This window comes from Frankia sp. AgB1.9 (genome assembly GCF_016786355.1).
Classification (GTDB): Bacteria; Actinomycetota; Actinomycetes; order Frankiales; family Frankiaceae; genus Pseudofrankia.
On record NZ_JADWYX010000053.1, the window covers coordinates 22,537 to 45,417 of the forward strand.

A 22,881-nucleotide genomic window follows, 5' to 3' on the forward strand; every position below is an offset into this window, starting at 1 on the left:
AGGGCGGTGGCGGCTTGGGCTGGCGGCGACGGGATCAGCGGGCGGCCGTCGCGAAGGCGCCGGGGTGGTCGTCCTGGAGGGAGCCGCGCTGCCCGGTGGCCTCCCGGTGGGCGAGCTCCTGACGGACCAGCGGCAGGATGTAGCGGCCGTAGTCGATGAGGTCGTTGAGGTTGTCGTAGCCGCGGATCGAGACCAGGTCGGCGCCGAGATCGACGTAGTCGAGGATCGCGGCGGCGACGGTCTCGGGCGTGCCGACCAGCGCGGTCGAGGCTCCCGCCGCGCCGGTGGCGCTCGCGGTCGGCGTCCACAGCGCCCGGTCGTGCACGTCCTGGCGGGCGGCGATCTCCAGCAGCCGCTGGGAGCCGACGTTCTGCGGGGCGTCGCCGCCGAGGATCCTGCGGAACGCGCTCTGCTCGGCCTGGGCGCCGGCGAGCACCGCCAGAATCCGGTGCGCCTTCTCCCAGGCGAGCTCCTCGGTCTGCGCGATGATCGGCCGGAAGGTCACCCAGATCCGCGGCCGGTCGGTGCGCCCGGCCTTCGCGGCCTCGGCGTTGACCGCGTCGATCTGGTCCCGGGTGTCCTTGAGCGGCTCACCCCACAGGCCGAAGATGTCGCCCAGCGCGCCGCCGACCCGGTAGGCGTCGGCCGACGAGCCGCCGACCGACACCGGGATGGTGCCGTTCGTCGGGCGCACGGTGCTGACGAAGCCGTCGAACTTGTAGAACTCGCCCTCGTGGCTGAACGGCTCCGTCGAGGTCCACACCTTGCGGCAGATGTCGATGTACTCGGCCGTGCGGGCGTAGCGCTTCTCCTTGGGGAGGTAGTCGCCCTCCCTGGCCTGCTCGGCGTCGCTGCCACCGGAGATGAAGTGCACGATCGCCCGGCCGGCGCCGAACTGGTCGAGGGTCGCGAGCGCCTTGGCCGCGACGGTCGGGTAGACCGTGTTCGGCCGCAGCGCCACGATCGGGGTGACGCGCTCGCTGCGGGCCACGATCTGGTTGGCGATCGCGAACGGGTCCTGGAACGGGGACGCGTAGGCGCAGAGGGTGTGGTCGAAGCCGGCGTCCTCCAGCGCGTTGACGTACCGGGTGAAGAACGCGACGTCGACGCCGGGCTGGCCGAGCCGGTTCAGCTCGTTGCTCGGGTTGATGTTGACGGCGCTGATGAACTCGACGGTCATGCTGGCTTCCGCTCTTTCGGGTCGGGGCCGGTGGCGACCGGGCGGGCGGGGTCGGCCGACCAGGCGGACCACGAGCCCGGGTAGAGCGCCGCGTCGATGCCCGCGACGGCCAGCGCGGCGATCTCGTGGGCCGCGGTCACGCCGGAGCCGCAGTAGACGCCGACCTCGGGGCCGGTCCCGGCCGTCGTGAGGCCCGCGAACCGCGCCCGCAGCGCCGCCATCGGCAGGAACCGGCCGTCGGCGCCGACGTTGTCCGCGGTCGGCAGGCTGACGGCGCCGGGGATGTGGCCGGCCTGGGAGTCGACCGGCTCGACCTCGCCGCGGTAGCGCTGCGCGGCGCGGGCGTCGACGAGCACGCCGTGGCGCAGAACCCCGTCGCCCGGTACCGCGCTGCCCGACACCCCGTCGCCCGGTACCCCACTGTCCGCGAGTGACGAGGCCGCGTCGGCGTCGAGGACCGGCAGGTGCCCCTCGCTCAGCGAGATGTCGCCAGGCTCGGGCCGCTGCGCCCCGGGCACGACCGGTGCGCCGGCGGCGGTCCAGGCGCCGAGGCCGCCGTCGAGGAGCCGCACGTCGGCCACGCCGGCCCAGCGCAGCAGCCACCAGGCGCGCGCGGCGCTCTGCCCACCGTTGTCGTCGTACACGACGACGGGCTGGCCGTCGTTCAGTCCCCAGCGACGAGCCGACCGCTCCAGGTCCGCGAGTGCCGGCAACGGGTGGCGCCCGCCTGCGGCGGAGGCGGGCGCGGCGAGCTCCGTCTCCAGGTCGACGTAGACCGCGCCGGGCAGATGTCCGTCCAGGTAGTGCTTCTCGCCGTCGGCGTCGCCGAGCGCCCAGCGCACGTCGAGCAACGCGGGCGCCACCGATCCGGCGAGCTCGGCCCGCAGCGTCTCGGCGTCGACGAGGACGGTCGCCGCGGCGAGCAGCCCGGCCAGGTCGTCGGACGGCAGCGAGCCCGGCGGCGTCTGCTCGGTCACCGCGCGCTGCACCCGGGCGGCCAGGGCCGCGTTGACGGGCGCGCGCCGGCCGGCCAGCCGGGCGAGCAGCGCGATCTCGCCGTTGAGGAAGTCGGTCTCGGCGTCGCGGGCGCGGGCCAGGCTCTGCCAGGTGGAGCTGCCACCGCGCTCGTGCCCGTCGATCGGCTGGAGCCCGAAGCGGTCCAGCCGGACCGTGGTCTCCGCACGGGTGTCCGCCGGGTCGTAGCCGGCGGCGGTCAGCACCGCGCGAGCCTCGGCCGCGGCGAGCCGGGCGGCCCGGTCGCGGTCCGGGCCGGGGGCGTAGAGGGCGTCGAGCGCGAAGGTCGCGCTGCCGAGCAGCTTCGAGGCCTTCCAGCGGGACAGGTCGGTGACCAGCTGCGCCTCGAAACCGGCCGCGACCAGGTCGTCGGTGATCGCCCGCGCGGCCGGCGACGCCGGGCCGTCCGGGTAGGTGCCGAGCCAGAACACCCCGCGCGCCGGACCGGCCGGGTTGGCGACCTCGCCGTCCGCGACGTAGGTCGACGGGACCCACACGACCGAGCCGACGACGGTCGCGAACCGGCGCAGCGCCGCGCGCTCCACCTCCAGCCCGTTCTGCACGGTGAGGACGGGCAGCACCTCGCCGGCCCGCCACCGCCCGCCACCGACCGGCTGGCGCGCCCAGACGGCGAGCGCCTCCTCGGCCTGCTGCGTCTTGGTCGCCAGCACCAGCACGTCGCCGGAGTCCAGGCCGACCTCGTCCGGGCCACCGGCCGCGGGCACGTCGAGGGCCCAGGAGTCGTCGGGGTTGAAGTAGCGGACGCCGCCGGCGCGCAGCAGCTCCAGCTGCCGGCCGCGCCCGACGAGGACGACCTCCCGGCCGGCGCGGCGCAGCTCGGCGGCGAGGGTCACCCCGACCGCGCCGGCGCCGACGATCACATACCTAGGCATCGGTGCCCACCGGGGCGCGCAGCGGCTCGGTCACCGCGATCGGGGCGAGCTCAGCGCCGGCGCGCAGCCGTTCGAGGAACTGCACGACGGCCGCGGCGACCGTGCGGTGGGTCTGGTCGTTCAGGGCGTCGTGGCGGCCGCCGGCGATCGTGACCAGCTCGGCGCGCGGCGCGGCGGCATACCAGCGGCGGGCCGCGTCGAGCGGGCTCACGGCGTCGTCGCGGCCGTGGACTCCCAGCACCGGCAGGTCCAGCCGGCCGGGGATGGCCGGGTCGAGCCACGCGTCCGGCAGTTCGGCGAACAGCGCCGCCCGGCGCACGCCACCCGCGGTGATCCGGGCCTGGTGGGTCGGGCAGGCGGTGCGGATACCGAGCTCCTCGTCCCATTCCCTGGCCGGCGCCACGGGAGCGCTGGTCGGCAGTCCGGCCAGCACGAGCGCCGAGGCCGTGGGCAGCTCGCCGTTCGCGGCCAGGTAGCCGGCGAACGCCGCGCCCGCGTCCGAGCCGACCACGATCCGCGGCACGCCCGGGTCGGCCGAGGCCAGCACGGCGGACAGCTCGTCGCGGGCGCGGCCGGGATCGTCGGTGGGCGCGGTGACGGCGTGCACCCGGTAGGCGTCGGTGGCCAGCCGGCGGCCGAAGCGCTCGTACACCTGCGGGGACTCGCCCCGTCCTGGCAGCACGACGAGGGTGCCGCGCAGCGCCGGGCCGGCGGGCTCGGGCCAGCTCAGAACGGTGGCCTCATGGGCGAGAGTCATGACCGACCTTTCGTCGGGGATGCCGAGGGCAGGCGCCAGCGCGCCGCGCTGGGCGGCCTCGGGCAGGGCAGGAGACAACCGCCGGCGGCTGGCCGGCGGCATGGGCGCAGGCGCGGGCCGCCGGGCCAGGTGGCCAGGCGGTCGGGCGACAGAGACCAGGCGGTCGAGCGACAGGGAGTGGAGGTGCCGCGCGCCGGCGCGGCGGAAGTTACGGCGTCAGCTGGTCAGCGACAGCAGGTGGCGCCGCGGCGCATGAAGTCGATCACGCGTCGCCGGGTGAGGTTCCGGCCGGACAGGCGCGGGGGGACAGCCGAGCGTCCGGCGACCGACCGCGGCGCGCGGTCCTCGGGACCAATCTCGACCATGTCCGTGAAGATAGTGGAATCGTCCGCCCCTGGCCAACGACGATTCGCGATCGGGCCGATCGCGGCTGCTTATCACCCGTGCGGCCCGGCGACCAGGGCGAGCGCCGCCCGCAGCCGGGCCGGACGAATCGACGCATCCGCCGATCGCGCCACAAAAGCCCAGCTACCCTGTCGACATGGCGGGCGTGCTGGACATAGTCGCACTCCGCAGCCTGACGTCGATCGCCGACTCCGGCGGCTTCCGTCGGGCGGCCGACAGCCTGCACCTGTCGCAGTCCGCCGTCAGCCAGCACGTCCGGCGCCTCGAGCAGGTGTGCGGCCGTCCGCTGGTGCGCCGGGGCGGCAACCGCGCGCAGTTCACCCCCGAGGGCGAGCTGCTCGTCGCGGAGGCCCGCAAGATCCTCGCGGCCCACGACGACGCCCTCGGCCGCCTGCAGGCGGCCGACTCCGGGCGCACGCTGGTGATCGGCGCGACCGAGCACGCGGCCGACCTGCTGCTTCCGTCAATCACCGCGCGGCTGCGGACGAGCTTCCCGGACTGCTCGGTCCGGTTCCGGATCGACCGCGGCAAGCAGCTCAACGACCGCCTCGACGAGGGCGCGCTCGACGCCTCCCTGTTCATGGGCGACGTCCGGGGCCGCGACGTCAGCCCGGCCGGCGCGCTTCCGCTCGCCTGGTACGCGGCGCCCGGGTGGGCCCTGCCGGAGGACCGCGGCGACATCCCGCTGGTCGCGATCGACGAGCCCTGCACGATTCGCCGCAGAGCCCTGAAGGTTCTCGGTGACAGCGGCCAGGCCGGTTCCGTCGTCTGCGAGGCCGGTCATCTGGCCGGGGTGCTGCACGCCGCCCGCGCCGGCCTCGGGGTAGCGCTGCTCGCCCACGTCGGCACCGCCCCGGAGGGCCTGGAACAGCGACACGACCTTCCCCCCGTCGAGCCCGAGCCCCTGCATGTCCGGGGTCGGCGCGGGGCACCGGCGGCACTGGTGACCGCAGTCGCCGAGGCCGCGAGCGGCCTGCTCCACGCGACCTGATCGCCGTTTCGGCCCGCTCGCGGTCGTAGCCAGAGCCTTCCCACGACCGCGAGCGGGCAAAACGCCGTCAACGAGTGCGCACCTACGCGGTCGGCCCGCTGTCCTGCGCGGTCCGCGCCGAGCCGTTCGGCGAAGCCGCCTTGGTCAGGCCCGACCCGGGGCCGCCCGCGCCGCCCAACCCGCCGATCATGTTGCGAGCCAGCTGCAGTGCGCTCGCCCCCTGGGAGAGAGCCTGGGCGAGCGCGTCACCCAGGCCGGCCGCGCCGTTCAGCACGATCAGCTGGTCGATCGCGCCGAACGGCTTGGCCGCGGCCTCGACGATGGCCGGCCACTGCTCGGCGAGCTGCTGGCCGATCACGGCGTCCTGGTTGGCGGCCAGCGCCTCGGCCCTCGCCTTGATCGCCTCGGCCTCGGCGAGGCCCTTGGCCCGCAGCGCCTCCGCCTCGGCCGTGCCGACCGACCGCTTGGCGTGGGCGCTCGCGTCGCCGGTCTTGCGGGTCGACTCCGCCTCGGCGGTCGCGAGCACCTCGATCTGCCGGGCCCGGGCGTCGGCCTCCGTGCGGACCCGGACCGCGTTGGACTGAGCGGCCAGCTCCATCTTCCGGGCGTCCGCCTCGGCGGAGCTGATGTTCGCGTCGCGCAGCGCGCGGGCGAGCGTGATCTGCTCGTACGCGCGGGCGTCGGCGGGCTTGCGGACGGCGGCCTGCAGCCGCTGCTCCTCGCGGTTCGCCTCCAGCTCGGCGACCCTGGTCTGTTCGACCACGACCTGCTGGTGTGCGACCGCCTCGGCGAGCGGCCCCGACTGGGTCGCCCGCGCGGCCGCCTCGTCGATCTCGGCCTGGAATCCGGACCGCTTGATCGAGCTGTTGCGGCTCGCCTCGGACTTGAGCGCCAGGGAGATCTGTTCCTGTTCGGCGGCCTGCCGGTCGGCCTCCGCCTCGGCGATCCTGGCCTGGGCGGCGAGAGCCGCGACGTGTGGGCGGCCGAGGTTGGCGATGTAGCCGGTCGGGTCGTCGATCTCCTGGATCTGCAGCGAGTCGACGATCAGCCCCAGCTTCTCCATCTCGGTGCCGGAGCTGGCCCGCGTGAGCTGGGTCAGCTTCTCCCGGTCCCGGATGAGGTCCTCGACGGTGAGCTGGCCGACGATGGCCCGCAGGTGGCCGGCGAACACGTTGTGGACCCGCGTCTCCATCGCGTCCTGCTGGTCGAGGAAACGGCGGGCTGCGTTCGCGATCGAGGCGAAGTCATCCCCGACCTTGAAGATGACGACGCCCCGGATGCCCACCGGAATGCCCTGCTGGGTGACACACTCGAGGCCGAGCTGCGCGGCCCGTAGATCAAGCGACATGCGCCTGACCTTCTGTACGGCCGGGGTGACGAGCACACCCTTGCCCGTCACGATCTTGAAACCGAGGCTTTCGGCCACGGCGTCATGCTGGCCCCGGCGGGCCCGCAGACCCGAGATGAGCAGGGCCTCGTTCGGCTCGGCGACCCGCCACATCATTCTGAACAGCCCGACCGCCACCAGTACGCCGACAGCCGCCGCACCGATGATTACGTAGAGCACGACCCCTCCAGTTGGCCAACCGAACCCGGACCGCCGGCTCGCACTTACCCGGACGGTTCTCGGGATAGCGCGAAAGTGGCTTCTGGGACAGGTGGACGGGAGTCGTGATTTTTCCGCCCAGGAGCTGAGAAGTCGCTTCCAGGGCGGAATTGTGGCAGCTGGCCGACGCCGTGCGTGTCAGATTGGCGACTCTCCAGGAGATCTTGTAGGGGCAGCCCGGATCACCCGGGACCCGGGCCCGGTGCCGCCTGGGCACGAGCCGCGGCACGTCCGGCCGACCGGGCCTGGCCTCTCACACCCGGACTACCACCACCGACCTCGGCGGGTAGTACTCGACGACGAGCACCCGGGAGCCGACCGTGATCGTCGCCTCGCCGTCCTCGGCATAGGCGTGGAAGGCCTCCGACCCGCCGCGGACCGCCAGCATGACCTCGCCGACCAGACCCGGGGCGATCTTCCCGGTCACTCGACCCGATTTGCCGATCACTGCCTGGTCGGCCATATGCCCCTCCGCGTGACAGCCACTCCTCGGTCCCACCATGCCAGCCGCTGCCGTGCCAGCCACTGCCGTGCCTAACCGGGGCTAACGCATCAGCTCGCCGCTGTTGACCAGCAGGTACTGGCCGGTGACGGCCCGGGACAGGTCCGAGCAGAAGAACACGGCGGCGTCGGCCACCTCCCGGTCCTGCGTCATGCGCCGCAGCGGGAACCCTCTGGTGATCTCGTCGAGGATCTCGTCGGTCGTCTTCCCCTCGGACTGGGCGCGGAAGTCGACGTACAACTGCACGTTCGGCCCCCACATCCAGCTGGGCACGACGGTGTTGACCCGGATTCCGTCCGGGCCGAGCTCATCGGCGAGGTAGTACATCGCCGAAAGGAGCGCTCCCTTTGAGGCCGCGTAACCGCCCTGGGGAAGCGCGACCTTGAACGCGGACTGACTGCCGACCAGAACGACCGAACCGCCGCCGTGCTCCTTCATCACCGGCACGACGGCCCGCAGCAGCCTGAGGCTGCCGAGGACGTTCGTGTCGAAGGCCCGGGCCCACTTGTCGAGGTCGGCGTCGAACAGCCCACCGAACGCGTCCTCGAACGCGGCGACCTGCACGACCGCGTCGACCGAGCCGAAGCGGTCGACGGCCGCGGAAACCAACGACCGGCAGCTTTCCTCGTCGTTGATGTCGGCCGGGTGCGCGAGCACCCGCTCCCCCGCAGGGTCGATTTCCCCGGCCGTCTCGCGTAATCCGTCCGCGGACCGAGCGGCGATGACCACGTTCGCGCCCGCCGCAAGCATGGAAACGGCCATCTCCCGGCCCAGGCCGCTGCCGACTCCGGTAATGACGGCGGTCTTCGCCTGCAACAACATGGTGTGATCTCTCCCTTGATCGGGTCCGCCGAGCGGACGTCAGTGTAGGTCGCGACCTTCGCCGCGGCCGCCGCATTGGAAACTGACGGTCGATGCCCGATTTGCTCCGTTCATCCCATCGGTCCGATCGAATACACAGTCGAACCGGAGGAACACGCTGCGTCACGACGAAGATCGAACCGAGATTGATCGCGAGTCCATTCTTGACAGATTCCAGAAAAGGGGGCCAGAGTGCAGGACGTGGTCACGACCTCGGACTGTGAGCGGATGTTGCGCGGGGCCGCCCTGCGGGTCACCCGCCCTCGGGTGGCTGTGCTCGGCGCGGTGTACACGCATCCGCACGCCGACACGGACTCGATCATCGGGGCCGCGCGCAGAGACCTCCCCGAGGTGTCCCACCAGACCGTGTACGACGCGCTGCGCGCGCTGACGTCCGCGGGCCTGGTCCGGCGCATCCAGCCGTCGGGGTCGGTGGCCCGTTACGAGTCGCGGGTCGGGGACAACCATCACCACGTGGTGTGCCGGTCCTGCGGTGCCATCGCGGACGTCGACTGCGCTGTCGGCGACGCGCCGTGCCTGACCGCGTCCGACGACCGTGGCTACGCGGTCGACGAGGCGGAGGTCACCTACTGGGGCCTGTGCCCCGACTGTTCCGCCGCCAGGAGTCCGGACCGACTCTGATCCGCCGACGCTCGGAGGGAAGTCCAGTGTCCGAGAACCACGATGCCGTCGTTGGTGACATGAACGACGCCATGAACACCGAAGAAGGCTGCCCGGTCGCGCACACGCGCGCCCCGCACCCCACCCAGGGCGGTGGGAACGGCGGTTGGTGGCCCGGCCAGCTCAACCTCAGGATCCTCGCCAAGAACCCGGACGTCGCCAACCCGCTCGGCGCGGGCTTCGACTACGCCGCGGCGTTCGGGACCCTCGACCTCGCCGCCGTCAAGCAGGACATCACCGAGGTCCTGGTGACGTCGCAGGACTGGTGGCCCGCTGACTTCGCCAACTACGGCCCGCTCATGATCCGGATGGCCTGGCACAGCGCCGGCACGTACCGGATCAGCGATGGCCGTGGCGGCGCCGGCGCCGGCCAGCAGCGGTTCGCCCCGCTGAACAGCTGGCCGGACAACGGCAACCTCGACAAGGCCCGCCGGCTGCTCTGGCCGGTCAAGAAGAAGTACGGCCAGAAGATCTCCTGGGCCGACCTGATGGTCCTCGCCGGCAACGTCGCCCTGGAGTCGATGGGCTTCCAGACCTTCGGCTTCGGCGGCGGGCGCCCGGACGTCTGGGAGCCCGAGGAGGACGTGTACTGGGGCCCCGAGACGACCTGGCTCGGCGACGAGCGCTACACCGGCGACCGGGAGCTGGAGAACCCGCTCGGCGCCGTCCAGATGGGCCTGATCTACGTCAACCCGCAGGGCCCGAACGGCACCCCGGACCCGCTCGCCTCGGCGCGCGACATCCGCGAGACGTTCCGCCGGATGGCGATGGACGACGAGGAGACCGTCGCGCTGATCGCCGGCGGCCACACCTTCGGCAAGACGCACGGCGCCGGCCCGGCGGACGACAATGTCGGCCCCGAGCCCGAGGGCGCGCCGATCGAGCAGCAGGGCCTCGGCTGGAAGAACGCGTACGGCACCGGCAAGGGCGGGGACGCGATCACCAGCGGCCTCGAGGGCACCTGGACCCCCACGCCGACCATGTGGGACAACAGCTTCTTCGAGACCCTGTTCGGCTACGAGTGGGAGCTGTTCGACAGCCCCGCGGGCGCGCACCAGTGGCGCCCGAAGGACGGCGCCGGCGCGGACGCCGTCCCCGACGCGCACGACCCGACGAGGCGCCACGCCCCGACGATGCTGACGACGGACCTCGCGCTGCGTTTCGACCCGGTCTACGAGCCGATCTCGCGGCGCTTCAAGGACAACCCGGACGCGTTCGCGGACGCGTTCGCGCGGGCCTGGTTCAAGCTCACCCACCGCGACATGGGGCCGGTCGTGCGTTACCTCGGGCCCGAGGTCCCGACCGAGGAGCTGCTCTGGCAGGACCCGGTTCCCCCGGTGACCGGCGCGCTCGTCGACGCGGCGGACGTGGCCACGCTCAAGGCCCAGGTGCTGGCGTCGGGCCTGTCGGTCCCGCACCTGGTCTCGGCCGCGTGGGCCGCCGCCTCGACGTTCCGCGGCAGCGACAAGCGGGGTGGCACCAACGGCGGGCGCATCCGCCTGGAGCCGCAGCGTGACTGGGAGGTCAACGAGCCCGACCAGCTCGCGACCGTCCTGCGCACCCTGACCGGGATCCAGGAGGCGTTCGGCGCCCAGTCCGGTGGCAAGCAGGTCTCGCTGGCCGACCTGGTCGTGCTCGCCGGCGACGCCGCCGTCGAGTGGGCCGCGAAGAACGCCGGCGTCGAGGTCGAGATCCCGTTCGTTCCGGGCCGCACCGACGCGTCGCAGGAGCAGACCGACGTCGAGTCGTTCGCCGCGCTGGAGCCGAGCGCGGACGGGTTCCGCAACTACGTGGGGAAGGGCCAGCGCCTGCCGGCGGAGTTCCTGCTGGTGGACCGGGCGAACCTGCTGACGCTCTCGGCTCCGGAGATGACGGTCCTCGTCGGCGGCCTGCGGGTCCTCGGCGCGAACTACCGGCAGTCGCCGCTGGGCGCCTTCACCGCGACCCCGGGAGCCCTGACGAACGACTTCTTCGTCAACCTGCTCGACCTGGGCACGACCTGGACGCCGACGGCGCAGGACGCGACCGTCTTCGAGAGCCACGACGAAGGCGGCCGGGTCCGGTGGACCGGCAGCCGCGCGGACCTCGTCTTCGGCTCGAACTCCGAGCTGCGGGCGCTCGCCGAGGTCTACGCGAGCGACGACGCGAAGGAGAAGTTCGTCCACGACTTCGTCGCGGCCTGGTCCAAGGTCATGAACCTCGGCCGGTACGACCTCGGCTGATCGTGACCGGGCTGCCGCACCGCCGTAGGCGTGCCGAACCACCCCTTCACCCGCGCGGTCCCGCACGAATGCCCCCAAAGTGCCGCCAAGCGCGACACGTAGTCCCACTACGTGAGAGCACGATCACCCAAAGTGGGGGTCGAGGCCGCTTCACCCGGGGCGTTTCCCATCACATTGACGGCCTTCCGACAGCGGCTGCCCGCCGGCCCCCCGTCCGGGCGCGCGGCTGCCCGGCCCGCGAGGGTCGCGGGCCCCGGGAGCAGCACGGATACGCCCCACTGGCGCGCCTCACCCGTTCCGCGCCATCCATGGGGGTCTGTGCCGGAGATCAGGTGGCCGCTCGTAGGGTCGACGCAGGAAGCGGCACGAGCCGGCGCTCGTGGCTGCGGACCGCAAGACCCTCTACGGCCGTAAATGACACTGAATGGGTGGTAGGCAGACCATGCGAGTGCTGTTGGCGACACTCCCCGAGCTGAGCCACGCCCTGCCGACGGTGCCGGTGTGCTGGGCGCTGCGGGCGGCCGGCGCCGAGGTGCTCGTCGCGAGCGGCGGCGACGTGGTCAAGATCGCGGGCGCCGGCCTGCCGGTGGTCGACCTGCTGCCCGGCCGGGGTATCGCCCAGTTCCTCAACGCCTTCGACGTGGCCGCACTGTCCACGTCGAGCGACGGCCCGGCCGAGAGCCCGTCCAGTCAGCCGGAGCCCGCCGCGCCCGCACAGCCATCGGTGTCGGAGGCGCTGAGCGAGGCGCCGGAGTACGCGGGCTTCCTGCCGCACGTGAGCGAGATCCTGCCCGAGGCGGACGTCGCCGAGCTCATGGAGATGATGAACGGCTTCGTCGAGGTCGCCGAGCGGTGGCGGCCCGACGTGATCGTCTACGGCCCGATGACCGTCGGCGCGCTGGCCGCCGCCGCCAAGCTGGACATCCCCGCCGTCGAGCACGGCTTCGGCTTCCTGCGCACCGCGGGCCTCGACCCGCTGCTGCGCGCGCTGGCCGGCGAGGTGTTCGACCGGCACGGCGTGGACCTGCCGACCCAGCGGTACGGCATCGACGTGGCGCCGCCGAGCATGCTGGAAAGCGACCCGCAGGGCTGGTCGATGCGGTACGTCCCCTACAACGGCGGCGCGGTGGTGCCCGACTGGCTGAACGAGCAGCCGGCCCGGCCCCGGGTGCTCGTCACGCTGGGCAACCTCATCCCGCAGCTGTCGGGGTCGAGCGGGCACAACCTGGTCGGGCGGATCCTGCAGCAGGCGGCCACGGTCGACGCCGAGTTCGTGCTCGCGCTGGGCGCCGTGGACCCGAGCGGCCTCGGCGGGCTCCCGTCGAACGTCCGGGCCGTCGGCTACATGCCGCTGACCCAGCTGCTGCCGACCTGCTCCGCGGTCATCCACCACGGGGGCGCCGGCACCAGCATGGGCGCGCTGGACGCCGGCATCCCGCAGCTCGTCGTTCCGCACCTGTTCGACCACCAGCACACCGCGGACGTGGTGGTGAAGCGCGGCGCCGGCATGGCGCTGGACCTCGTGGCCGAGCCCGAGCTGCCGGCCGGCCTCCTGGACGCGCTGGTGCGCGACGAGCACCTGCGCGCGGGTGCCCGCGAGGTCCAGGCCGAGATCCGCGCCATGCCGACCCCGGCCGAGATCGCGACGCGCATCTTCGACCTGGTCGCGGACTGACCGGCTGACCGGCTGGCTGTCAACGGCCAGCCAGCCGTCAGTTCGTCGTGCGCACCGGGCGACGCTGGCGGAACAGGAAGCTCGCGCCGGTGCTGATCTTGGCGAGCTCGACCTCGGGCGGGTCGACGGCGGGCGTCGCGACGGCGTCGACGGTCGCCTCGTAGGCGAACCGCTCACCGGGCCGGGTGCGCACCGGGCTGACCCGCGCCTGGGGCTCGACCCCGTGCACCAACGTCGCGAGCGCCGCGAGCCCGGCGGGGTCGTCGCCCTCCAGCGCGGCGAACCAGGTGCGGCCGGCCACCTCGTCGAGCGCGGGGCAGTCGCGCAGGGCGAACCGCACCCGGTCGCCAGCGAGCTCGATTTCCAGGTCGACGTAGCCGGCCGGGGCGAACATCGGGTGGGTCCGCAGCAGCCAGGCGACGCCGTCGAGGCCCCCCGCGAGGCGCAGCGCGCGGCGCAGCCGCTGGGAGGTCAGCCCGGCGAGGCCGGTGAAGACCCGTGGGAGCAGCACGCGGGCCGCGTCAGCCCCGAACCGCTGCTGGACGAGCAGCAGGTAGCTGTAGACGAGCAGATGGCTCTGCAGCGCGACCTCGTCCAGCGCCACCAGCAGCGCGGGCAGCGACAGGTCCTCCAGCTGGAAGTCCGGGTCGAACGGGCCGCTGTAGTCGTCCCAGCCGCCGGGCTCGGCGTCCGGGCGCACCGCCCTGACAGGCAGGTTGATGGTCGCCGCGTTCGAGCCGGCGACGACGGCCTCGTTCGGGTGCGCCGCGACCGGCGCGGCGTCGTCGCCGATCCGGACGGTCCACTGGCAGTGCGGCTCGCGGCTGCCCGGACCACCAGGCCTGGCCCCGATCAGCTCGGGCCGGCGCGGCGGGCGGTGCACCGGGCGCACGGCCGCGCGGGGGTTGGTGGCACCGGCGGTCGCGTCGAACGTCGGGTCCTCGATCGTGTGGCACATGCCGTGGACGAACTCCTCGCCCATCGGTTCGACGTCCAGCAGCGCTCCGCAGGAGGCAAGGGAGAAGTCGCCGTTGCGCGCGTCCTGGAGCCGGTAGCGGAAGTCGAGGAACTGGTGCGGCGCGCCGATGTCGAGCTGGATGTTCTTGAAGATCGTCTCCACGCTGTCACCGGCGAAGCCCAGAGCGCGCTGCGCGCGGCGGGAGTAGACCGGGCTCGCCGCCATCCACTCGACGATCGCCGCCTGCTCCATCGTCTCCCGGTCCGAGCGTTCCAGCACCAGGGGCATGCCGACCCGGTCCTGCATGTGCCCGTGTAGCAGCCATTCACGGCCTAGCACGCACAACGCCCGCCGGCTGAGCGCGGCGAGCGTGAAAGCTGGGTCGAACCGGCCCGAGAAGTCGTCCCGCGACATGTCTTTCCTTCCGGTGACGGCGGCGCGGGACCGGGGCTGGGTCGCCGCGCCGCCGTCGTTCGGGAACCGTCGGCCTGTGTGGCGTGAAGGTCCGGAGCGGACAGGGGCTACAGTCCGAGCGCCTGCTTGATCGCGTCGAAGATGAAGCCCTTCGTGAACATGGCGAACGTCGGCGTGAGCTCGACGTAGGACTGTCCGGTCACAGCCTGGCCGTCAATGGTGCCGGTGACGTTGGAGGAGCCTTCCCAGTACGAGCCGGTCGTCGAGTTCGCCACGACTGGCACGTAGAGTTCCTGGTCAGCGAGCTGCGGAGTGATTGTCAACGAGCCGCCGGGCAGGTTGACCTTCCATTTCTGGTCGAACACGTGTCCGGTATGCGGGCTGGTCCAGGTGCCAAGCGCCGTCTCGCTGATCAAGGTCGGGTCGAGGTTGGTCGTGCTGCCGTCAGCATGGACCAGGGTGCCGACCGTCTGGACGATCTGCTGGTTCGCGTCCTTGATGAAGTAGAGCATGTACTGCGTGTTGTTCGACAGCTGGATGCTGTACCAGTCCCAGCCGCCGGTGCCGGGGGCGAACTGGCCCCACTGGTGGTCCTGCCAGGCAATACCGGTCACGTTGACCAGCAGGCCGTGGTCGAACAGCGTGCCCTTGGCCTTGAGATTCGTCTGCGAATAGTAGGCGGACTGCCCGAAGGGACCGTAGGGGATGATGCCGGCGTTACCGTGCAGGGCGGTCGGAGTGGACTGGCTCAACGTCAGGTTGATGGACGAGTAGCTGAGGTCTGCGAAGCCACCGGAGAGGTGGTTGACCCCGTTCTTGCCGTCCATGTGGATCGTGCCGACCGTGTTGTTGAAGCCGCCGCCGGACGGGATGACGTCGGGCTGGAGCGAGAACATCGACATGTTCTGCTTGAAGGTGCCCCGAGTGATGTCACTGATCGCGAGCTGACCGTCGTAGGCCGTCGCCGTCGGGGCGGTGCCCAGCGCGTCCAGGCGAATGATCGTCTCTTCGAACCCGTACTCGTGGTGCCCGCCGAAGGCGTCGGTTCCCTGGAGGTGGCCGGTGAAGTACCACCATTCCATGGGTGACGACGGATGCGGCACCTCATCGGCCGGCAGCGACACCGGCGCGGCTGCCGAGGCCCCCGTCGACGCTAAGACAAGAAGGAACGGGACACACAACGCGCCTAAGAACGTCGCGAGTCGTCTGTGTCGACGCCTGTCGACGTGTGAACGGCGGATCAGTTGCATGGTGCTGCCTCCTGGCAACAGTGGGCCGAGACCGCGCGGCACGACTCGGCCCCGCGGCCTGAGAGGACCGGCTGAACGCCCAGAACCGCGTCGGCCGGCTTATCCGCGCCGCCCAGGTCGACGTCGCGGAAACCTGTTGTGTCGCGGCGAACCTGCCAACCCGCCCAGCGGGTCGCCGCGTTACGCGCTGGTCAGACCGGCGGCCCGTCTCGCGACGGCCTCAGCCATCACCGGGTACGAGGCGCAACGCCTCGGTCGGGCATTCGGCCACGATGTCGGCCAGGGCCTCGTCGGTCCCGTCGACCGGTCCGATCACCGTCGCGACCCCGTCGACGAGGTCGAAGATCGAGGGCGCCGCGTAGACGCACGCTCCGGTGCCCAGGCACCGGCTGCGGTCGACCTCGACCCGCCATTCCCTGGTGGCGTCGCGCGAGCCGGTCATCACGCGGCCGTCCGGACGGTCAGGTTGGTCATCCGCCGGGCGTTGAAATGGGTCGGGTCGTACTCGACGTCCCCGACGATCTCGGCCCGCTCGCCGAAACGGCGCTCGAACTCCTCGATCACCAGCCGGCCCTGGGCCTTCACCAGGTTCAGGCCGATGCACAGGTGCGGGCCGGCGCCGAAGATGATGTTCCCGGCGTGGTTGCGGGTGACGTCGAACCGGCGCGGCTCGGGCCATTTCGCCGGGTCCAGCCACGCGGGCGCAAACATGGGCATCACGAACGAGCCCTTTTCGAGCAGTTGCCCGCCGACCTCGATGTCCTCCAGCGGGAATCGGGGGAAGCCGCCGAACTTCCCGTGCCCGGACCAGCGCAGCACCTCCAGGATCGCGCCCTCCGTCAGCTCGGGGCGGGCCCGCAGGATCGCGCGCTGGTCGGGGTGCAGGAGCAGGGCACGGATCACGGTCGTGTGCAGGTCGACGGCGGTGTCGGCGCCGGCCGTCACCAACGCGGTGATCAGTGTGACGATCTCCCAGTCGGTCAGCCGCTCGCCGTCGATCTCGGTCGCGAGCAGCGTGCCGATGAAGTCGGCGTCGGCGTCGTCCGTGCCCGCCACGCCGGCGGCGGCACGGCGCTCGGCGACGATGTCGAGCAGGTACTGCAGGCCGGGCAGGGTGCCCTCGATGTAGCGCTGGCGGTCCTGCGCCGCGTACATCGGGTTCTGGGCACGGACCAGGTTCCAGCCGAGCCCGTGCTCGAAGAGCGTCTCGGCCTCCGGCGGCACCCCGACCATCCGGGCGATCGCGCGGATCGGAACCTTCGCCGCGATCTCGGTGGCGACGTTGAACTCGGCCGGGTTCTCGATCTCGTCGAAGATCCCGACGACGGCGTCGCGAATCCTTTCCTCGATCCGGTCCATCACCCGGCGGGAGAAGGCCGGCGCGGTCAGCCGGCGCAGGCGCATGTGCTCGGCCGGCGCGACGACCGGCAGCGCGAGCGACTGCAGCTTGTCGTAGAGGTTCCACTCCGCCTCGGCCTTGGGCGCCGGAGCGTCCTTCCAGTCGGCGAACCGGGTGCTGTAACGGGGGTCGCGCAGGATCTCGGCCACGAGGTCGTGTGGCGACACCAGCCAGGCGTTGAGGTCCTTATGGAAGGCGACCGGATAGTCCGCCAGGAGCCGCTCGACGGACGGGTAGGGGTCCCGGACCGACTCGACGTCGAACGGGTTGTACACCGACAGGTCGATCTCGACCCGGCCGGCGACGGTGGCGGGAGTCATGCTCTTCCCCCTGGAAGTCGTTTGGATATCACGCTCGGCCGCGAGACGGGCGGTCGCTGACGGCGCGCCAGTCCGCGGCCCTCGTTCACCACTCAGCAGCGAGAACCTGGTTCTCAGGGGGCGGGTGCCTGCCCGGCGAGCGTCCCCGACTGTTCGCTGTAGACAGCGCCTCCTCCCCGTCAGGGAAGATAGATGAGGATGTCCTCAGGTTTCAAGACCTGACGGGGATCCGCCGACGGCCGGTCAGCGCGGACGACCTCAGGGCGCCTGGACGGCGAGGAGACAGACGTCGTCCTCCCGGTCCACGTCGCCGGCGACGTCGGCCAGGATGCCGTCACAGAGATCGCCGAGCCCCAGGCGAGCGTGGTCGGCGGCGACGTCGGCGAGGATGTCCAGCCGGTCGGTGAGGGAGGCGTCCCGTCGTTCGACCAGCCCGTCGGTGTAGAGCAGGAGCCGGGCGTCGGGCGGCACGCTGAGCGCGGTCTGCCCGTAGGAGAGCGTCGGGTCGACGCCGAGCAGGGGGCCGTGGACGTCGTCGAGGTAGTGGACGTCCGAGCCGGTCACCAGCAGCGGCGGCGGGTGCCCCGCGCAGGACCAGGTGAGCCGATGGGTGGCCGGGTCCAGGTGGGCGACGACGGCGGTCGCCGTGGTGGCGTCCGGGTCGGGCGCGAGGTTCGCCGACAGCTGGGTGGTGATGCCCGCCGGCGAGTAGCCCGCGAGCGCGTAGGCACGGGCGGCGTGGCGTAGCTCGGCCATCGCGGCGACCGCAGGCAGGCCATGGCCGGCGACGTCGCCGACCACCAGCAGGATCGCGCCGTCCGGGAGGACGTTGGCGTCGTACCAGTCGCCGCCGATCCCGGCATCGCGGGCGGCCGGCAGGTAGCGGGCGACCAGGTCGATGCCGAACAGCTGCGGCAGGGTCTGCGGCAGGATGGCGCGCTGCAGGATGTCGACCATCGCGCGCCGCCAGGTCACGTCGACGACGAGGCCGATCACCCGGGCGGATCGGCCGCCCGTGTTGGCCACGACCCGCCCGATCCCCTGGATCCACGCCTGGGACCCGTCCGGGCGGGCCACCCGGTACTCCGACAGGTAGGAGCCGTGCTCCGCGATCGCCGTCTCCACGGCCTCCTGGACCTTCGGGAGATCGTCGGGGTGGATGGTGGCGTAGAAGTCGTCCATCGTGCCGCCGAAGTCCTCCAGCCGGACGCCGTGCAGCTCGGCGGTGCGCCTGTCCCAGGTCAGCCGCCCGCCGAGCACGTCACGGTCCCAGATCCCGACTTCGGCGTCGTCCTGCGCGAGATCACCGGCCTGCGCAAGCTCCCAGCCGGTCCCCGGCCCCATCGCCTCGAACCGGTTCGCCATCGTCCCCGCCTCTCTCCGCGCCACAGCCTAGGTCGTGCGACGCGCCAGGGCGTAACCAGCGGTAACCGAAAGTCACCGTCTGGCGGACAGGGCAGGCCGAGCGCGGCAGACGAGGCGGCGCCTGTTGTAAGTACAGTTATGGTAACTACGCCTATGTAAACAGGGATGGAGTAACCGCTTGAGCACGTTGACCCGGCCGCTGGACATGTTCGACCGAGAGTTCGAGTGGAACGCGCTGACCCGGTTCACCACCGACGAAGCCGCCGGCGCGACCCTGGGAGTCGTGTCCGGGCGACGTCGGCAGGGCAAGACGTTCTTGCTGCGCGCGCTCTGTGAGGCCGCCGGCGGGTTCTTCTTCGGGGCGGACGAGGCGACAGACGGCGAGTCGCTGCGCCGGATCGGCTCCGCGCTGGCCGACTGGTTGGGCGCACCGGCACCACTGGTGTTCGACGACTGGTACCCAGTGCTCGACTCGCTGCTCGCCCTGGGCCATGATCGCCCGGTCCCGGTCGTCATCGACGAGTTCCCGTACCTTGTCCGGGCCAACCCGCGGCTGCCGTCCATCGTCCAGAATGTGCTGGCGCCACGGCGTGCCGAGCGGGACGACAGCCGGACCCGGCTTCTGCTGTGCGGGTCCGCGATGTCATTTATGGGCGGCCTGCTCGCGGGCAGCGCGCCCCTGCGCGGGCGAGCCGGTCTCGAACTCATCGTCCCGACGCTGGACTACCAGCACGCAGCCCAGTTCTGGGGCGTCGACGACCCCGTCACAGCCCTGAAGGTTCACGCGATCGTGGGCGGGACTCCGGCCTACCGCCGCGAGTTCGTGCGGGACGACATTCCGGCCGGTCCGGACGACTTCGACGCCTGGGTGACCCGCACGGTGCTCTCGCCCACCAGCGCGCTCTTTCGTGAGGGTCGGTATCTGCTCGCCGACGAGCCAGACCTCCGGGACACCGCGCTGTACCACTCGGTTCTCGCGGCGATCGCGGAGGGGAACGCGTCACGCGGTGGGATCGCGTCCTACCTCGGTCGGAAGTCAGGCGACCTCGCGCACCCGCTGACCGTGCTGTCCGACTGTGGACTGATCACCCGCGAGCCCGACGCGTTTCGCGACAACCGCACCCAGTTCCGGATCGCCGAGCCGCTGGTGACCTTTTACCACGCCGTGATGCGGCCCATGTGGTCTGATCTGGAGCACGCACGCGGCGACCGCCGCGTCGCCCAGCTGTGGCGGATCGGCCAACGGCGGTTCGTGGGCAACGTCCTGGGCCCCCATTTCGAGCAGGTCTGCCGAGACTGGACTGCGCGCCATGCCACGCCGGAACAGTTCGGCGCCGCGCTCGTCAGCCGGGTCACCTCGGGGGTCGTGAACGACCCGTCCGCCCGGACGAGCCACCAACTCGACGTCGTCGCCTTCGGCTACGACGACGACCACGCACAGGAGCGCCTGCTGATGATCGGCGAGGCCAAATGGGGCGACACGATGGGCCTCGCCCACCTCGACCGGCTTCGGCGGATCCGCGAGCTGCTGAGCGCCCAGGGCCGCCCCGGCGCCACGACGGCCCGGCTAGCCTGCTTCAGCGCGGCCGGCTTCAGTGACCAGCTGGTCAGAGCCTCCGATGACGTGCCCGACCTCACACTGGTAGGTCCGGCGGACCTCTACGAGGCAGTCTGACCAGCGGCCGGGCGACCAGCAGCGAGCGTGGTCGAGCTCGGCCCGGGTCTCGTCGTGGATTTGTCCGGGGCGAGGTCTTGCCAGATAGTCTTCGCGCAGATAATCTTCTCGCAGAGCATCTGACCGAAGGGAAAGCGCCATGTGGGAGTACGAGCACAGCGTCGAGACCACCGCCACGCCGGAGGCGCTCTGGCGTCACTGGTCCGACATGGCGGCGTGGCCGGAGTGGAACGAGGGCATCGAGAAGATCGAGGTCGGTGGCCCGTTCGCCGTCGGTACGCGCTTCACGATGACCCCGCCCGGTGACGACCCCATCGAGATGCGCCTCGTCGAGATCGTGCGGGGCGAGCTGTTCACCGACGAGATGGACGCCGGCGACTTCGTCGTGCGTACCGAGCACCGGCTGGAGCGGGTCGACGGCGGCCGGACCCGGGTGGTCTACCGGACCGAGATCACCGGTGCGGCCGCCGACCAGGTGGGCCCGCAGCTCGGCCCGGCGATCACGGCCGACTTCCCAGAGGTGGTCGCCGCGCTGGTGGCCCGCGCGGAGCGCTAGGCCGTGCCGGCAAACCCGGACGACAGCCCCGGATTCCTGCTGTGGCACGTCACGCTGCGCTGGCAGCGTGAGATCGCCGCCGCGCTGGCTCCGCTGGACCTCACCCACGTGCAGTTCGTGCTGCTCGCGACGACCTGGTGGATGAACTCCCATGGCGGGGAGCCGAACCAGCTCAGCGTGGCGGTCCAGGCCGGCACCGACGTGAAGATGACCTCACAGGTGCTGCGCAAGCTCGAAGCCAAGGCCCTGCTGGTGCGCGAGGTCGACCCGACCGACACCCGGGCCCGAAAGCTGCGGGTCACCGAGCGCGGCGCCGACCTGGCCCAGCGGGCGATCGCCGCCGTGGAGCAGGTCGACGCCGAGTTCTTCCGGACCGTGCCCGACCCCGCCGGGCTGCTCACGACGCTGCATCAGCTCGCCCGCCGCGACGACCGAGGAGACACGACGCGATGACCACGATCACGATCACCCCCCGGGGGCCGTTCTCGCTGGCGGCCGGTACCCGGTTCCTGGAGGGATTCACGCCTGCCAGCTACGACGCGGCGCCCGACGACGTGCTCCGGCTGGCCTTCCCGGCCGACGACGGCCACACCAGCGCCGGCGCCGCGATCCGCCAGGCTCCGGACGGCACCGTCCACGCCGACCTCACCGGCGACGCTGACCGGGCCGCCGTCCGGGCGCAGGTGGCCCGCATCCTGTCCCTGGACGTCGACGGCGCCGCCTTTCCCGACTGCGTGGCCGCCGACCCGGTGGCCGCCGGCCTGGCCACCCGTCATTTCGGGCTGCGCCCGGTCTGTTTCCCCTCGCCCTACGAGGCGGCCTGCTGGACGATCATCGGCCACCGGATCCGGATGGCCCAGGCCGCTCGGCTCAAGGCGTCCATCGCCCGCGAGCACGGTGACACGATCACCGTCGCCGGGCAGCCGATCGCGGCCTTCCCCACCCCCGCCACGCTGCGGACCGTCGACGGGCTGCCCGGCCTGTCCGAGCTGAAGGTGGGCCGGCTGCGCGCCGTCGCGCAGGCCGCGCTCGACGGTGAGCTCGACGCCGCCACGCTGCGGGCGCTGCCGACCGAGGAGGCGTTGCGGCACCTGCAGGCGCTGCCCGGGATCGGGCCCTTCTCCGCCGAGCTGGTCCTCATCCGCGGCGCCGGCCATCCCGATGTCTTCCCCGGCCACGAGCGCCGGCTGCACCAGGCGATGGCGAACGCCTACCGCCTCGACAGCCCGGAGCTCGACCAGCTCAGCCAGCTGGCCCAGCGGTGGGCGCCGTTCCGCAGCTGGGTCACCCTGCTGTTGCGCGCACACGCCACCGCCGAGCTCGCCTGACCGCCGCTACGAGGGGGCATCGGGGCCTTCGGCGCCGGCGATGAGGGAGAACGCGCGCTCCCGTCGGCTGTTCCAGCGCTCGGCCCGCCGGGTGGCCCGGGCGAGCTTCGGCGGGTCGTAGCGACGCCGCGCCCACGGGCTGCGCGGAGCGGCGAGTCGGGTGGCGCCCCAGATCCCCAGGACGGTCACGAAGACGCTGAACATCGCCATCCAGGGTTTCCCCTTGATCGCGGTCAGTACGGTGAGGGAAAGGTTGAACAGCACGAGCCCGACCAGCGACCAGCGGGCGGAGCGCTCGTCGCCACTGATGTCGGCCAGGCCGAAAGGCGCCGCGCGGACCAGGAAGAGCCCGGTCAGCGCTGTGGCGACGATGACGGCGTCGACGGAGGACCGTCCCTCCTTGGTCCAGTAGACGTCCTGCAGGTGCAGCAGCAGCGCGAACTCGTCGAGAACGAGACCGGCGCCGATCCCGAAGACGAGCGCCAGGATGTCCCGCCACGGACCGGCCCCACTCGTCCCGAAACCGACCGTGCCGGCCACCAGCATCATGAGCACACCGAAGAACTCATGATGCACGTGTACGCCACCGGCCGAGATGTTTCCGGGCCACCAGCGGACATTCGCCCGGATAAGCCGGGCCGATGTCCTGATGAACAGGAATCCGCCGACCAGGCCGACGAGCAGGAGCAACAACGGCTGGCGCCCGGTTCTGATTATCTGGTCATGATAGGAGCCGGCGAGCCAGGACCAGTCCATGCGCGCATTCTGTCAGGCACACAGTCTCCCAGGCACACAGTCTCCCAGGCGCGCGGTCTGTCAGGCGCACAGT

Annotated in this window: 20 protein-coding genes; 8 read left to right on the forward strand and 12 right to left on the reverse strand. The window is 71.9% G+C overall.

Features of this window, described 5'->3' with window-relative positions:
* Window positions 1-34: 34 nt before the first annotated feature.
* From I6A60_RS21575 to I6A60_RS21585, 3 genes are read right to left on the reverse strand one after another with little or no spacing between them, the layout of a single operon-like run.
* A complete protein-coding gene (locus I6A60_RS21575; protein WP_203015883.1) occupies window positions 35-1,180 on the reverse strand; it encodes an LLM class flavin-dependent oxidoreductase in 1,146 nt (381 codons plus the stop codon).
* The gene (locus I6A60_RS21580; protein ID WP_203015881.1) at window positions 1,177-3,087 is read right to left on the reverse strand and encodes a rhodanese-like domain-containing protein; all 1,911 of its coding nucleotides are present in this window, start codon (window positions 3,085-3,087) and stop codon (window positions 1,177-1,179) included. The genes I6A60_RS21575 and I6A60_RS21580 overlap by 4 nt, the downstream gene beginning before the upstream one ends.
* Window positions 3,080-3,844 carry an alpha/beta hydrolase gene (locus I6A60_RS21585; protein ID WP_203015915.1) on the reverse strand — a complete coding sequence of 255 codons (765 nt, stop codon included), beginning with the start codon at window positions 3,842-3,844 and terminating at the stop codon, window positions 3,080-3,082. Before I6A60_RS21585 ends, I6A60_RS21580 begins: the two co-directional genes overlap by 8 nt.
* Window positions 3,845-4,385: 541 nt before the next feature.
* Here I6A60_RS21585 and I6A60_RS21590 point away from each other — a divergent pair.
* Window positions 4,386-5,240 (forward strand): LysR family transcriptional regulator, encoded by an 855-nt coding sequence (locus I6A60_RS21590; protein ID WP_203015879.1) that lies wholly within the window; start codon window positions 4,386-4,388, stop codon window positions 5,238-5,240.
* 82 nt (window positions 5,241-5,322) lie between these two features.
* On the opposite strand, the gene I6A60_RS21595 is transcribed toward I6A60_RS21590, so the two are convergent.
* From I6A60_RS21595 to I6A60_RS21605, 3 genes are all read right to left on the reverse strand, one after another.
* Window positions 5,323-6,744, reverse strand: a complete 1,422-nt coding sequence (locus I6A60_RS21595) for a flotillin family protein (RefSeq protein WP_238435936.1) — start codon at window positions 6,742-6,744, stop codon at window positions 5,323-5,325.
* Between the two features lie 355 nt (window positions 6,745-7,099).
* Complete coding sequence (locus I6A60_RS21600; RefSeq protein ID WP_203015877.1) at window positions 7,100-7,309, reverse strand: hypothetical protein; 210 nt, start codon at window positions 7,307-7,309, stop codon at window positions 7,100-7,102.
* Between the two features lie 81 nt (window positions 7,310-7,390).
* Window positions 7,391-8,170, reverse strand: a complete 780-nt coding sequence (locus tag I6A60_RS21605; protein ID WP_203015876.1) for an SDR family oxidoreductase — start codon at window positions 8,168-8,170, stop codon at window positions 7,391-7,393.
* A gap of 267 nt (window positions 8,171-8,437) precedes the next feature.
* On the opposite strand from I6A60_RS21605, the gene I6A60_RS21610 reads away from it, so the two are divergent.
* The 3 genes from I6A60_RS21610 (at window position 8,438) to I6A60_RS21620 (ending at window position 12,787) form a co-directional block, all read left to right on the forward strand.
* Window positions 8,438-8,851 (forward strand): Fur family transcriptional regulator, encoded by a 414-nt coding sequence (locus I6A60_RS21610; RefSeq protein ID WP_203015914.1) that lies wholly within the window; start codon window positions 8,438-8,440, stop codon window positions 8,849-8,851.
* Between the two features lie 26 nt (window positions 8,852-8,877).
* Window positions 8,878-11,112, forward strand: coding sequence for a catalase/peroxidase HPI (katG, locus tag I6A60_RS21615; RefSeq protein WP_203015875.1), 2,235 nt, complete (start codon window positions 8,878-8,880; stop codon window positions 11,110-11,112).
* A 442-nt stretch (window positions 11,113-11,554) separates the two neighbouring features.
* The gene (locus tag I6A60_RS21620; RefSeq protein WP_203015874.1) at window positions 11,555-12,787 is read left to right on the forward strand and encodes a nucleotide disphospho-sugar-binding domain-containing protein; all 1,233 of its coding nucleotides are present in this window, start codon (window positions 11,555-11,557) and stop codon (window positions 12,785-12,787) included.
* Window positions 12,788-12,824: 37 nt separating this feature from the next.
* On the opposite strand, the gene I6A60_RS21625 is transcribed toward I6A60_RS21620, so the two are convergent.
* The 5 genes from I6A60_RS21625 to I6A60_RS21645 all read right to left on the reverse strand — a co-directional run bounded on the left by I6A60_RS21625 (window position 12,825) and on the right by I6A60_RS21645 (window position 18,493).
* Window positions 12,825-14,159, reverse strand: coding sequence for a hypothetical protein (locus I6A60_RS21625; RefSeq protein WP_203015873.1), 1,335 nt, complete (start codon window positions 14,157-14,159; stop codon window positions 12,825-12,827).
* Window positions 14,160-14,266: 107 nt separating this feature from the next.
* Complete coding sequence (locus tag I6A60_RS21630; RefSeq protein ID WP_203015871.1) at window positions 14,267-15,409, reverse strand: lipocalin family protein; 1,143 nt, start codon at window positions 15,407-15,409, stop codon at window positions 14,267-14,269.
* A 220-nt stretch (window positions 15,410-15,629) separates the two neighbouring features.
* Complete coding sequence (locus I6A60_RS21635; RefSeq protein WP_203015869.1) at window positions 15,630-15,851, reverse strand: ferredoxin; 222 nt, start codon at window positions 15,849-15,851, stop codon at window positions 15,630-15,632.
* Window positions 15,851-17,128, reverse strand: a complete 1,278-nt coding sequence (locus tag I6A60_RS21640) for a cytochrome P450 (RefSeq protein WP_203015867.1) — start codon at window positions 17,126-17,128, stop codon at window positions 15,851-15,853. The genes I6A60_RS21635 and I6A60_RS21640 overlap by 1 nt, the downstream gene beginning before the upstream one ends.
* A gap of 258 nt (window positions 17,129-17,386) precedes the next feature.
* Window positions 17,387-18,493: a SpoIIE family protein phosphatase gene (locus I6A60_RS21645; protein WP_203015865.1), complete on the reverse strand. Its 1,107-nt coding sequence runs from the start codon at window positions 18,491-18,493 to the stop codon at window positions 17,387-17,389.
* A gap of 187 nt (window positions 18,494-18,680) precedes the next feature.
* Between I6A60_RS21645 and I6A60_RS21650 the strand changes: the two genes are divergently transcribed.
* The 4 genes from I6A60_RS21650 (at window position 18,681) to I6A60_RS21665 (ending at window position 22,052) form a co-directional block, all read left to right on the forward strand.
* A complete protein-coding gene (locus tag I6A60_RS21650; protein WP_374113382.1) occupies window positions 18,681-20,168 on the forward strand; it encodes an ATP-binding protein in 1,488 nt (495 codons plus the stop codon).
* Between the two features lie 139 nt (window positions 20,169-20,307).
* Window positions 20,308-20,724 carry an SRPBCC family protein gene (locus tag I6A60_RS21655; protein ID WP_203015861.1) on the forward strand — a complete coding sequence of 139 codons (417 nt, stop codon included), beginning with the start codon at window positions 20,308-20,310 and terminating at the stop codon, window positions 20,722-20,724.
* A 3-nt stretch (window positions 20,725-20,727) separates the two neighbouring features.
* The gene (locus tag I6A60_RS21660; protein ID WP_203015859.1) at window positions 20,728-21,177 is read left to right on the forward strand and encodes a MarR family winged helix-turn-helix transcriptional regulator; all 450 of its coding nucleotides are present in this window, start codon (window positions 20,728-20,730) and stop codon (window positions 21,175-21,177) included.
* The gene (locus I6A60_RS21665) at window positions 21,174-22,052 is read left to right on the forward strand and encodes a DNA-3-methyladenine glycosylase (protein ID WP_203015857.1); all 879 of its coding nucleotides are present in this window, start codon (window positions 21,174-21,176) and stop codon (window positions 22,050-22,052) included. Before I6A60_RS21660 ends, I6A60_RS21665 begins: the two co-directional genes overlap by 4 nt.
* 6 nt (window positions 22,053-22,058) lie before the next feature.
* Here I6A60_RS21665 and I6A60_RS21670 read toward each other — a convergent pair whose 3' ends face one another.
* On the reverse strand, window positions 22,059-22,808 hold the full coding sequence (locus I6A60_RS21670; RefSeq protein WP_203015855.1) for a hypothetical protein: 750 nt from the start codon (window positions 22,806-22,808) through the stop codon (window positions 22,059-22,061).
* Between the last annotated feature and the right edge of the window lie 73 nt (window positions 22,809-22,881).

What these genes read in the sequence shown, in the direction of transcription:
- I6A60_RS21575 (WP_203015883.1), bottom strand. Translation starts at nt 1,180, where the DNA reads ATGACCGTCGAGTTCATCAGCGCCGTCAACATCAACCCGAGCAACGAG.
- I6A60_RS21580 (WP_203015881.1), bottom strand. Translation starts at nt 3,087, where the DNA reads ATGCCTAGGTATGTGATCGTCGGCGCCGGCGCGGTCGGGGTGACCCTC.
- I6A60_RS21585 (WP_203015915.1), bottom strand. Translation starts at nt 3,844, where the DNA reads ATGACTCTCGCCCATGAGGCCACCGTTCTGAGCTGGCCCGAGCCCGCC.
- I6A60_RS21590 (WP_203015879.1), top strand. Translation starts at nt 4,386, where the DNA reads ATGGCGGGCGTGCTGGACATAGTCGCACTCCGCAGCCTGACGTCGATC.
- I6A60_RS21595 (WP_238435936.1), bottom strand. Translation starts at nt 6,744, where the DNA reads ATGATGTGGCGGGTCGCCGAGCCGAACGAGGCCCTGCTCATCTCGGGT.
- I6A60_RS21600 (WP_203015877.1), bottom strand. Translation starts at nt 7,309, where the DNA reads ATGGCCGACCAGGCAGTGATCGGCAAATCGGGTCGAGTGACCGGGAAG.
- I6A60_RS21605 (WP_203015876.1), bottom strand. Translation starts at nt 8,170, where the DNA reads ATGTTGTTGCAGGCGAAGACCGCCGTCATTACCGGAGTCGGCAGCGGC.
- I6A60_RS21610 (WP_203015914.1), top strand. Translation starts at nt 8,438, where the DNA reads ATGTTGCGCGGGGCCGCCCTGCGGGTCACCCGCCCTCGGGTGGCTGTG.
- I6A60_RS21620 (WP_203015874.1), top strand. Translation starts at nt 11,555, where the DNA reads ATGCGAGTGCTGTTGGCGACACTCCCCGAGCTGAGCCACGCCCTGCCG.
- I6A60_RS21625 (WP_203015873.1), bottom strand. Translation starts at nt 14,159, where the DNA reads ATGTCGCGGGACGACTTCTCGGGCCGGTTCGACCCAGCTTTCACGCTC.
- I6A60_RS21630 (WP_203015871.1), bottom strand. Translation starts at nt 15,409, where the DNA reads ATGCAACTGATCCGCCGTTCACACGTCGACAGGCGTCGACACAGACGA.
- I6A60_RS21635 (WP_203015869.1), bottom strand. Translation starts at nt 15,851, where the DNA reads ATGACCGGCTCGCGCGACGCCACCAGGGAATGGCGGGTCGAGGTCGAC.
- I6A60_RS21640 (WP_203015867.1), bottom strand. Translation starts at nt 17,128, where the DNA reads ATGACTCCCGCCACCGTCGCCGGCCGGGTCGAGATCGACCTGTCGGTG.
- I6A60_RS21645 (WP_203015865.1), bottom strand. Translation starts at nt 18,493, where the DNA reads ATGGCGAACCGGTTCGAGGCGATGGGGCCGGGGACCGGCTGGGAGCTT.
- I6A60_RS21655 (WP_203015861.1), top strand. Translation starts at nt 20,308, where the DNA reads ATGTGGGAGTACGAGCACAGCGTCGAGACCACCGCCACGCCGGAGGCG.
- I6A60_RS21665 (WP_203015857.1), top strand. Translation starts at nt 21,174, where the DNA reads ATGACCACGATCACGATCACCCCCCGGGGGCCGTTCTCGCTGGCGGCC.
- I6A60_RS21670 (WP_203015855.1), bottom strand. Translation starts at nt 22,808, where the DNA reads ATGGACTGGTCCTGGCTCGCCGGCTCCTATCATGACCAGATAATCAGA.